We start from the raw sequence: 10,893 nt of genomic DNA, 5'->3' as shown, positions 1-10,893 counted from the left end.
CCAAGGTTGGTCAGCGCGGTCTGGAATGCAGTCATTGCACTCTGCAGCGTGCCGATGCCGGAGATCTTGGTGGTGACCAGTTTGGTCTGGGTGGTGATCTGGGTCTGCTTGGCCAGCTTGTCGGAATTGACCAGCGCAGTGACGATGTCACCGATTGCCAGGCCCGAACCGAGGCCGGTGGAGGGGGTAATAGGACTAGCCATGTGAGTCTCCTTTCAGTTGTAGTCGGCATTTTGACGAGCACGCAATGCCACAGGCAAAGCGTTCACCTTTCATGCCATTTAAACTTTCGCGTCGAACAGCAGGCTGTTTGCGTTTTTCAGGCTGTCGGCTATTTTCAAAGCCTCAGCGGACGGTAACTGCCGAACCACCTCGCCTGTTTCCGTGGCGATCACTTTCACCACGACTTTCCCTGACTGGTCGTCAATGGAAAATTCCAGGTTGCGACGAACCGACTGGAAGAACTTTTCCATTTCCTTCACGGCGGCCTTTAACTCTTGCGACTGCTTTTCCGGATCGGAGTCTTTACGTGTCGATGTGTCTGGCTGCGCTGACGCAGCGGGAGCAGAAACGACTTGAGGCGCCACGGTTGGCTTATCAGCAACCACAGGCACCGCGGGCAACGACTGGACCATCGGATAAGACATACTCAGCCTGTTACTAATGTCCATGCCCGATCACCTCGTGAAAGTAAAAAGCGGGAGAGCACGCAAGCATGACTCCCCCGCCAAAACTCTAGCCGTTATTACTGAAGCAGTTTCAGAACAGCGGATGGCAGCTGGTTAGCCTGGGCCAGAACAGAGGTGGAAGCTTGTTGCAGAGTCTGTTGTTTGGTCAGGTTAGCGGTTTCAGCAGCGAAGTCGGTGTCTTGAACGCGGCCCAGTGCTGCGGTGGCGTTTTCGTTAACGTTTTGCAGGTTGGAGATGGTGCTGGTCAGACGGTTTTGTGCAGCACCGAGGCTCGAACGGGTGCTGTTGATCGTTGCCAGAGCCGCGTCGATTGCCGAGATAGCGGCGTCAACGTTGGTGTGGGCAGTGGCGTTATCGGTGCCGCTGATCGAGCTAGTGCCGCTGCCAACGCCCAGAGCCGATGCAGTGAAGCTGCCGGTCAGAACCAGGTCGATGTGGTTCGAAGTACCAGTGTTGGAGCCGACTTGCAGGGTTACGGTGCTAGCCGAGCCGTCCAGCAGGTTCTTGCCGTTCAGGTTGGTCGAACCGGCGATACGGGTCAGTTCGTCCGACATTTGAGCGTATTCAGAGTCCAGAGCGCCACGGTCAGCAGTGCCGTTGGTGTCGTTTCGGGACTGAACAGCCAGTTCACGCATACGCTGCAGGATGTTGGTCGATTCTTGCAGAGCGCCTTCAGCGGTCTGAGCGATCGAGATACCGTCGTTGGCGTTCTTGATTGCAACAGTCTGGCCGCGGATTTGCGAAGTTTCGCGAGTTGCGATCTGCAGGCCGGCTGCGTCGTCTTTAGCGCTGTTGATTTTCAGACCGGAAGACAAACGAGTCATCGAAGTCGACAGTGCATCGGAAGCTTTGGCCAGGTTCTTCTGAACTGCCAGGGAAGCTACGTTGGTGTTTACGCCTAAAGCCATGATGAATTCCTCGTTGGTTGGGTGCTGCGGCTATCCGGCCCTGGCAAGCGCCGGGTGTGGCCTAGAGAACCTACGTAATGTTTATCGTCGCGGTTGTCAGGAGCTTTAGGGCTTTTTCAAATTTATTTGCCACTAGAGCGCCACCTCCACGGTATGTTGGCCGGGGATACACAACGTTTCGGCCCAACCCCTGGAAGCTTTAACCCGACTCGGCAATTTGTTAACCAGTGCTCAAAAAGAGGGGCGCGCCCTGAGGCGCGCCGGGGTTTTGGTTGGCCTTATCTATAGAGGCGGTTGGTTATTGCAGGAGCTTCAGGACGGCGGCCGGTAGCTGGTTGGCCTGGGCCAGGATGGCGGTAGACGCTTGTTGAAGGGTTTGCTGCTTGGTGAGTTCGGCGGTTTCGGCGGCGAAGTCGACGTCCTCGATCTGGCCTCTGGACGCAGTAGCGTTCTTGGTCATGTTTTCAAGATTTTCCATGGCGCTCATCATACGGTTCTGGTTAGCGCCCAAGTCGGCTCGTGCAGAGTTGATCTGTCCGATCGCGGCGTCGATGGCCTTTATGGTGTATTCGATATTTTCGATACGCGCGGCTTTGTTGAGGCTGATGTCGATCGACTCGGCATCGGTCACCGCCTTCTCTGCGGTTGATAAAGTTTGTTTGGCTGCATTCAAGACGTCGATATCGGCCTGCACCGGCGTGGCAATCCCTGCAAAGGTCGTCTCGGCAAGCACCAAATCCGTTTTCGCTTTCTCTACTGCATCAGTCATCGTCTGTGTGACGGTGTTCTGAATGTTGCGTGCACCGAGACCATCGATTGAAAGTGGCGTGTAGCTTCCTTTTGTGATCGCCTGAGACCCCGACGTGGTTGCGTCTGCGCCAACAGCCGGCCGGTCTTCGCTCGCAGCGAAGATAGACTCAGATGAAAAGTCGTTGCTTAAAGTAAGGCTGATCTTTTCAGTGGCGCCAACGTTCGCACCGATCTGAAAGCTGAGTTCACCTGCTGTGCCATCCAGCAAGTTCAGCTCGGCACCAAACGTTGTACCTTTGGCGAGCCGCGACACTTCAGCAGTCAACTTCACGAACTCGGCGTTCAAGGCGTCGCGCTCTTTCGGCCCTTTATCACCGTTGGCCGCCTGTACAGAAAGGTCGCGCATTCGCTGCAAATTATTCAGTGACTTGTCCAGCGCCCCTTCCGCGGTCTGAATAATAGAGATCGCCGCACCAGCGTTTCGGGTCGCAACGGTCAGGCCGCGTATCTGCGTAGTCAGCCGAGTTGCCAGCTGCATGCCTGCAGCATCGTCTTTTGCGGTATTAATCCGCAGCCCCGAAGACAGGCGGGTCATGGCGGTGCTAACCGAATCGGAAGACCTGTTCAAATTCCGCTGAACAGACAGCGACGCAATATTGGTATTTACAGTTAATGCCATTTTAATTCCCTCGTTGATAGAAACGGAGAGTTCTCTGATGTCGGGGAAGTCCATTTCTCCCGGAGAACCTACAGTCCCGATATCGACGAACTGCAGATGGGCTTTAACAGCAAACATCCCATGTAGCCTGCGCCATCACGACAAGTGCAGGGTAATAAATCGGCTAAGCCACTCAATGAAAAGGCTTTAAAAAAAATCAAAAAAAACGGCCCACGCGGGCCGCTTACTTCAGAGAAAACTCAATCTAAGGTAGGAACTTTCTTTAACTTTTGCGCAACTGGAAAGTATCAAAGTTCAACAAACTCGAACTCCAGCCAATCCGCCACCCCCAACCAGTCCTGACGCTCCTGGCACGCCAGAATCTCACTCAGCACCCGCCCCCATTCAGCCTGTCTTTCGGCAGAAGCCCCGTCCATCAGCGGCAGCGACCGATCAATCACCTCGACCATTTTCAATGCCCCTTCAATGTCCCGGCCCAGGCGGAACAGCTTCGCGCATTCGCGGGCTTCTTCTACGACGTTTTCAGGCAGGCTCATGGCGCGGTCCAGTCAGGGTCGAAGTCGGCGCCGGCGATCAGCGCGCCGTCGCGGCTGGTGTTGAGGAACGTGACCTCTGGGTGGCGGGCAATGAAGCGTTCGAGTTCGATGAGGTAGCTGCGGAAGTTGAGCTGCGTCTTGACCTTATGGCCTCGACCGTCGCGGACCCAGTGTTTGGCGATGCCCAGCGCTGGCCCCAGGTCGCCGTCCTGCCAGCCGGTGTGGGTCTTGCCGCCGGGGAAGGCGAAGTCGGCGCCGAACAGGGTGATCCGCGCGGCGCCCATTTTGACCGCGAGATCAACGGCCGGATGAATCACGCTGCCGCCCACATGCAGCGTGGCCTTGGGGATCTGCTCGCGCAGCCGGGCATACAGCGGGCTGCTGGAATAGCCGACGTAGCGCGGCCCTTGCCAGCCTTCGAGCATCACAGCGTCCTGGCCCGGCAAGTAAACCAGGGCAATGTGCGCCGAACCCTCCACCGGAAGATGCCGCGCGGTGATGCGATGGTCAATGCTCACCACCACGTCCGGGATGATGCCTTGGTTGCGCAGGGGCACGTAGGCGGTGTCGACACAGATGATCAGCGGCCGAGTGGCGCTGTTTGCCACGTTCAAGAGGCGTGGCAAATGCTGTTGCAGACTCGGCCCCGTCGCAATGACGAAGACGTCGCGCCCGGGCTGAGTGCCAAACAGCGCGGCGACGTCGGTGTCCCGGTCCAGCAGCGCCCTGCCCTGTTCCAGGAGGCGCGTGTTGTCAGCGGTATCCGCCGCGAACGCCTGATTATTGAAGCCGACGTGCACCTCGCTGACCAGCCGATCGCGGATCCGCGCGCTGCTGTCGTCGGCCAGTACCAGCTCGGCCGGCAGCGCGAAGAACGGCAGCTGAATCTCGCTGCGGGCGTCGGCGTACGCAAGGTGGACCCGCGGGTCGGACAGCCAGTCATCCTGCTCTAGCAGTTGCAGCACCAGTGCGAACAGCGCGCCGTTGAGGATGTGGACATACAGCGTTTGCAGGAGATGCCCGGCCAGCATCACGCGCTGCAGGTCGCCGAGGGCAGTGCCGTAGAGATGTACCACGGGGCTGTCGTGCGGGAGGCTTTGCGTCTGGATTTGCGCTTCGGCGAGACGATCATGACGGCTGGTGAGCTGAATGCCGCCAATGCTGAGCGTCGATTCACGGCCCTCGACCAATTGCGCGGGAACTGCCTCGGCGTTTTCGGCGCGCAATCGCTGCGCCACATCGGGCCAGCGCTGGTCGATCACGGCAAGGTTGCGCTGGAGAATCTCGCTCATGAGGGCAGTCCTGTCGGTTTGGCACGGCGGTTCCGTGAAAGGTGCAGAAAGCAAAACGGCGACCTGAAATATCAGCGTCGCCGTTGTGCAGGCCGGGAAGCAACCAGGTGACTCAATGTCAGGGACGATAAAGGATCGCCGAGCCCCACGACAAGCCCACGCCGAAGCCGCTGACCGCGATACGTTTCCACGTGGCGTTCATCACGTGCTTTTCCAGCAGCAGCGGAATGCTGGAAGACACGGTGTTGCCGGTCTCGAGCATGTCCTTGACGAATTTCTCCGGCGATTTGCCGTCCTCGAAACGACGGGCGACGGCATCGACAATGGCCGCACTGCCCTGGTGGATGCAAAACGCATCAACGTCAGAGGATTGCAGGCCGGAGTCTTCGAGCAGCTCGTTGAGGTGCGCAGGTACTTTGACCAGCGCGAAGTTGAACACCTGACGCCCGTTCATGTAGAACGCGCCGTCGGTGGTCTTGAGAAATTCGGCGCCCGAACCGTCGGTGCCGAACTTGGACTTGCCCAACTGCCAGGGCGCGTCGTCACTCATCCAGGTCGCCGTGGCGGCGTCGCCGAAGAGCATGGTGGTGTTGCGGTCTTCCGGATTGACGATCTTGGAATACGGATCGGCGGTCACCAGCAGGCCGTTTTTCAACCCGGTGGCTTCCATGAAGCCTTTTAGCGCATAGATACCGTAGACATAGCCCGAACAGCCCAGCGAAATATCAAACGCCGCGATGTGGGTGGGCAGGCCAAGCTTGTGTTGCACGATGGCAGCCGTGTGCGGCAGGCCTTCTTCGTCGCCGTTCTGGGTGACGACGATCAGCGCATCGATGGCGTCCCGCGACAGACCGGGGTTGTTGGCGAACAGCTGGTTGACCGCTTCGACGCACAGGTCCGAGGTTTCCTGAGCGTCGTCTTTGCGCGGCAGAAAAGCAGAACCGATCTTGCCAAGGATGAAGTCTTCATCCTTTCCGAATTTGGCACCCTGGGCGTAATTGTCGACGCCGGCCGTGGGCACATAACTCGCTATGCTCTTGATGCCAATCATCATGGCTTCCCAATAAAAAACTGCTGAACATCACCCGGTGCGGTTAGGCGGGGCGTTGAAGATTCGGGGCTCGTGGCCTGAAAAAAAGGCGACGTACGCACACAGGCGACACCAGAATCGCTCTGGAAATCAGCCCGACGACGTCACAGCCTGCCAACACGATACAGTGAAGATGCCCGTTATGACCCGCAGGTCACCAAAAGTTTTACAAGCTTTTAGCTGACCGACGGGTGCTGCGCAACCTCGGATCGCTGCTCAGACAGGCAATTGACATGAAGATGTCACGAGCGTGTGGCGGGGGTTGGGCATCTTCGCGGGTTTGATAGGACCGGCTTCAGCCAAGAAGAGCCCCCTACGTGCGATGAAGATTATCGGTGTGGCGAATGCCGCCTTCCCGGCTAAAGCCGGTCCTACATTTGAGTTCGCACCCAATCTCACTGCCTGCACGAGCTGTTTTAGTGGGACCGGCTTCGCGTTCGCCCCCGTTCTCACTGATTGCGCGAGCTGTTTTTAGTGGGACCGGCTTCAGCCGGGAAGAGGCCTTTAGGTGCGACGATAGTTTTGCGGTGTGACGCCTGGCGCCTTCCCGGCTAAAGCCGGTCCCACATTCGAGTTCGCACCCAATCTCACAGCCTGCACGAGCTGTTTCAGTGGGACCGGGTTCAGCCGGGAAGAGGCTCTCATGTGCGACGATAATTTTGCGGTGTGACGCCTGCCGCCTTCCCGGCTAAAGCCGGTCCTACATTCGCGTTCGCACCCAATCTCAGCGACTGCACGAGCTGTTTTAGTGGGACCGGCTTCAGCCGGGAAGAGGCCCTTATGTCCGGCGATAATTTTGCGGAGTGGCGAATGCCGCCTTCCCGGCTAAAGCCGGTCCCACATTCGCGTTCGCACCCAATCTCACCGACTGCACGAGCTGTTTCAGTGGGACCGTCTTCAGCAGGGAAGAGGCCCCTACGTGCGACGATGGTTTTGCATTGTGACGCCTGCCGCCTTCCCGGCTAAAGCCGGTCCTACATTCGCGTTCGCACCCAATCTCACTGCCTGCACGAGCTGTTTCAGTGGGACCGGCTTCAGCCGGGAAGAGGCCCGCCTGTGCGCCCTTGATGTGGCGGCGTGACGCATGACGCTTTACCGGCTAAAGCCGGTCCTGCATTCGCGTTCGCACCCAATCTCACTGATTGCGCGAGCTGTTTTAGTGGGACCGGCTTCAGCCGGGAAGAGGCCCCTATGTCCGGCGATAATTTTGCGGTGTGAGGCATGACGCCTTCCCGGCTAAAGCCGGTCCTACATTCGCGTTCGCACCTGATCTCACTGAATGCACGAGCTGATTTAGTGGGACCGGCTTCAGCCGGGAAAAGGCCCTTAGGTGCGACGATAATTTTGCGGTATGGCGAATGCCGCCTTCCCGGCTAAAGCCGGTCCTACATTCGCGTTCGCACCCGTCGTAACTGATTGCGCGGGCTGCTTTAGTGGGACCGGCTTCAGCCGGGAAGAGGCCCGCCTGTGCGCCCTTGATCTGGCGGCGTGACGCATGACGCCTTCCCGGCTAAAGCCGGTCCCACATTCGCGTTCGCACCCAATCTCACTGCCTGCACGAGCTGTTTCAGTGGGACCGGCTTCAGCCGGGAAGAGGCCCTTATGTCCGGCGATAATTTTGCGCTGTGGCGCCTGCCGTCTTCCCGGCTAAAGCCGGTCCTACATTCGCGTTCGCACCCAATCTCACTGCCTGCACGAGCTGGTTTAGTGGGACCGGCTTCAGCCGGGAAGAGGCCCTTAGGTGCGACGATAATTTTGCGGTGTGACGCCTGGCGCCTTCCCGGCTAAAGCCGGTCCTACATTCGCGTTCGCACCCGATCTCACTGCCTGCACGAGCTGTTTTAGTGGGACCGGCTTCAGCCGGGAAGAGGCCCTTATGTCCGGCGATAATTTTGCGGTGTGACGAATGCTGTCTTCCCGGCTAAAGCCGGTCCCACATTCGCGTTCGCACCCAATCTCACTGACTGCTCGAGCTGTTTAGTGGAACTCCCCTATTTGCCTAACCCACCACATCCCAGCTCAGCGCTGATCCGCGTTTCAGCGCGTGCCGTGCCGTGCGCCCCAGCACCGTATCGATGTGTTTGGGCGCCAGGCCGAGGCCGGGGCGGATGGCGCGTATGTTGTCCGGGCTGAAAGCCTCGCCTTCGGCGATGTCCCGCACCACGTACAACGAGCGGCGGTATTGCAGGGATTTTTGTTCGGCTTGGGTGGCGCCGTACTGCACGTGGCCCATGCCCTGCCACGCGCGTTCCGTTTCCACGACGAGGCTGGCCATCTCCGCCGGTTCCAGGGAAAAACTGGCGTCGACCCCGCCATCGGCGCGGTCCAGGGTGAAGTGCTTTTCAATGACCGTCGCGCCCATCGCCACCGCCGCCACCGACACGCCGACGCCCATGGTGTGGTCGGACAAGCCCACCTGGCAGCCAAACAGCCCGGCCAGATGCGGAATCGTGCGCACATGGCTGTTGGCCGGTGTTGCCGGGTAGGTGCTGGTGCATTTCAGCAGCACGAGATCGTTGCAGCCCGCCTCCCTCGCCGCGCGCACGCTTTCGTCCAGCTCGGCGATGCTGGCCATGCCGGTGGAGATAATCAACGGCTTACCGGTGGCCGCTACCCTGCGGATGAGCGGGATGTCGGTGTTTTCGAAGCTGGCAATCTTGTAGGCCGGCACGTCGAGGCTTTCGAGAAAGTCCACGGCGGTTTCATCGAAGGGCGTCGAAAACGCCAGCAGCCCCAGTTCTTTGGCGCGGGCGAAAATCGGCGCGTGCCATTCCCACGGCGTATGCGCCTGTTGATAAAGCGCGTACAGCGAGGTGCCCGCCCACAGGCTGTTGGGGTCTTTGATGAAAAATTCCCCCTCGGCGATGTCCAGGGTCATGGTATCGGCGGTGTAGGTTTGCAGCTTCAAGGCATGGGCGCCCGCCTTGGCCGCCGCCTCGACGATCCGCAACGCCTGATCCAGCGACTGATTATGGTTGCCGCTCATCTCGGCAATGATGAACGGCGGCGCGTCGGGGCCGATGGTTCGCGAACCGATCTTGAAAGAATTCATCGTTGCTCACTCGCTGCACTGACATCGGCCGGCAACTGACCGGACGGTATGAATAAGAACGGGCAGCGGCTCATGCGCCCTGCCCCGTTGCGACTGTATCGGGCCTGTCTGTGTTGGCCGGGGCCGCCAAGGCGTCAGCGATGCGCCGTGCACCGCGGCCATCCACCAATAACCTCGATTGATCGGCGTAAGACCGGCGTAACGCCGCGTCACCGCAAAGCCCCTCGATAGCGTCACGCAAACGCCCCGGATCAAGCGCCACATGGGGCCCGAGATAGAGATGCACACCGGCGTCTGCCAGCAATTGCGCATTCAGCTGCTGATTGTTCGCCACCGAAATACAGATCGTTGGCAAGCCCAGCGCCGCGCGCTCCCACGTGGTCCCGCCGCCGGCGCCGATGAACAGATCCACCGACTGCATCAGTGCGAAAAAATCATCGGTCAGTGTGTGTAACCGCCATTCGGGTCGAGAAGCCACCAGTTCGCTCATCGCCAGCCAATGGGGGTTATGCAGGCCGGCGACGAAATCCACGTGCAAGCCGTCGAATGCCTGAAGCGCAAGCATCGTCGCGTAAACCTGCCCTGCCGCATCGAAGCCGCCAAAGTTGACCAGCACCCGCTCAACCCGAGGCTTGATCACGACGGGCTCGCACTGAAACTCGTCGCGCAGCAAGGCAAATCGGGGACCGAGAAAGGTCTGGCACTGAGACCCGACCCAAGTGGCATAAGGCTGATCCAGCGCCTGCGCGCTGTAATTCTGGTCCAGCAACACCTCCACCGCGTGGGGCCGGTTGGCCAGGTCGTCGATCGACATTATCCGCTCGGCAAACACCCGCGCAGCCCGCTCCCAGCGCGCATCCAGGCCGTAATGATCGACGATCAGCCAGTCAAATGGCGGCTCATCCGCGAGCTGTTCGGCCAGGGCAGACAGGTCCGCCTGCCACGGCAATGCCGCTTCGATGTCGTCGTCCTCCACGGCGCCATAGCGTGCCGGCAGCGCGTAGGCGACATAGCCTTGATCTGCCAGCCGTTGCAGCGGATGGCCCGGCAACTGGCGGCAGGCGAAGCGCACATCGGCGCCATCGTGACGAAGCGTGTCGGCCAGCGTCAGGCAACGGGCAATGTGTCCGCTGCCGATGGTCACCGACGCGTCGGCGCGGATCAGCACGCGCATCATTGCAGCTCCCCGCCGGCCTTGAGCGCGGCGTACAGGTATTCCGCGCGCAGCCAGTCTTCCGGGCTGTCGATGTCCTGCACCAGATGCCGGGGCAGGATCACCGGCAGGCTCAGTTCGGAGAACACCGTGTCGCCGCGCAGCCAGGCGTCGCTGCGGCCCCAGTAGAACTGCGCGGCGTCCTGATAAGCGACGGGCAGGTCCTGGGAGCGCACGCTGCGAAATTCTGGGTGCATGGCGTTCAAGCAACCCTCGTCGTCGATCAACAGCGCGCGCTGCACCGGGAAGCCAAAGCTGCACACGGAGAAGGCATACGACTTGCCCGGCGCGGCCGCGAGCGCTTCGAGGCCCTGACGCAGAAAACGCGCCTGCAACAGCGGCGCGGTGGCGTAAATGCAGCACGCGTAATCAAAGTGCTGATCAAGGGCGTCAAGCGTACAAAGCGCGTGTTGAATCACGGCCGTGGTGCCGGTCCAGGCGTCGGCCAGATCCGCCGGGCGCATGAATGGCACCTTGGCGCCATGGACGCGGGCGACGTCGGCAATCTCCTCATCGTCGGTACTGACCACGACCTGATCGAACACCCCACTTGCCAGCGCGGCACGGATGGAATGGACGATCATCGGCTCGCCGTTGAACAGCTTGATGTTCTTGCGCGGGATGCGCTGGCTGCCACCCCGTGCCGGGATGATGGCGACGGCGCTCATGGGCGTGGGCCTCTCA

The 10,893-nt window shown here is 59.9% G+C and carries 10 protein-coding genes; all 10 read right to left on the bottom strand.

The genetic code is table 11. The features are described from left to right. Nucleotides 1–203 (bottom strand): flagellar cap protein FliD N-terminal domain-containing protein (locus VF672_RS00215; RefSeq protein ID WP_331100129.1); only part of this gene is annotated, 203 nt, incomplete at its 3' end. 78 nt (nt 204–281) lie between these two features. Next, complete coding sequence (locus tag VF672_RS00210) at nt 282–671, bottom strand: flagellar protein FlaG (RefSeq protein ID WP_331100127.1); 390 nt, start codon at nt 669–671, stop codon at nt 282–284. Nucleotides 672–745: 74 nt separating this feature from the next. Continuing rightward, nucleotides 746–1,597 carry a flagellin domain-containing protein gene (locus tag VF672_RS00205; protein ID WP_331100125.1) on the bottom strand — a complete coding sequence of 284 codons (852 nt, stop codon included), beginning with the start codon at nt 1,595–1,597 and terminating at the stop codon, nt 746–748. A 298-nt stretch (nt 1,598–1,895) separates the two neighbouring features. Beyond that, complete coding sequence (locus VF672_RS00200; protein WP_331100123.1) at nt 1,896–3,143, bottom strand: flagellin; 1,248 nt, start codon at nt 3,141–3,143, stop codon at nt 1,896–1,898. 170 nt (nt 3,144–3,313) lie between these two features. Further along, nucleotides 3,314–3,562, bottom strand: a complete 249-nt coding sequence (locus VF672_RS00195) for a hypothetical protein (RefSeq protein ID WP_331100121.1) — start codon at nt 3,560–3,562, stop codon at nt 3,314–3,316. Further along, nucleotides 3,559–4,854 carry a motility associated factor glycosyltransferase family protein gene (locus tag VF672_RS00190; RefSeq protein WP_331100118.1) on the bottom strand — a complete coding sequence of 432 codons (1,296 nt, stop codon included), beginning with the start codon at nt 4,852–4,854 and terminating at the stop codon, nt 3,559–3,561. Before VF672_RS00190 ends, VF672_RS00195 begins: the two co-directional genes overlap by 4 nt. Nucleotides 4,855–4,972: 118 nt before the next feature. Next, nucleotides 4,973–5,905, bottom strand: coding sequence for a ketoacyl-ACP synthase III (locus tag VF672_RS00185; protein ID WP_331100116.1), 933 nt, complete (start codon nt 5,903–5,905; stop codon nt 4,973–4,975). 2,038 nt (nt 5,906–7,943) lie between these two features. Next, entirely contained in the window at nt 7,944–8,996 is a 1,053-nt protein-coding gene (pseI, locus tag VF672_RS00180; RefSeq protein ID WP_331100114.1) for a pseudaminic acid synthase, read from the bottom strand. 70 nt (nt 8,997–9,066) lie between these two features. Next, nucleotides 9,067–10,173: a UDP-2,4-diacetamido-2,4,6-trideoxy-beta-L-altropyranose hydrolase gene (gene pseG, locus VF672_RS00175; RefSeq protein WP_331100112.1), complete on the bottom strand. Its 1,107-nt coding sequence runs from the start codon at nt 10,171–10,173 to the stop codon at nt 9,067–9,069. Then, nucleotides 10,170–10,877: a pseudaminic acid cytidylyltransferase gene (gene pseF / locus VF672_RS00170; RefSeq protein WP_331100110.1), complete on the bottom strand. Its 708-nt coding sequence runs from the start codon at nt 10,875–10,877 to the stop codon at nt 10,170–10,172. The genes pseG and pseF overlap by 4 nt, the downstream gene beginning before the upstream one ends. Between the last annotated feature and the right edge of the window lie 16 nt (nt 10,878–10,893).

It is taken from the genome of Pseudomonas sp. (assembly GCF_036387035.1).
In the GTDB taxonomy this organism is placed as follows: Bacteria; Pseudomonadota; Gammaproteobacteria; order Pseudomonadales; family Pseudomonadaceae; genus Aquipseudomonas.
This window is presented reverse-complemented; position numbering and strand designations above follow the sequence as displayed.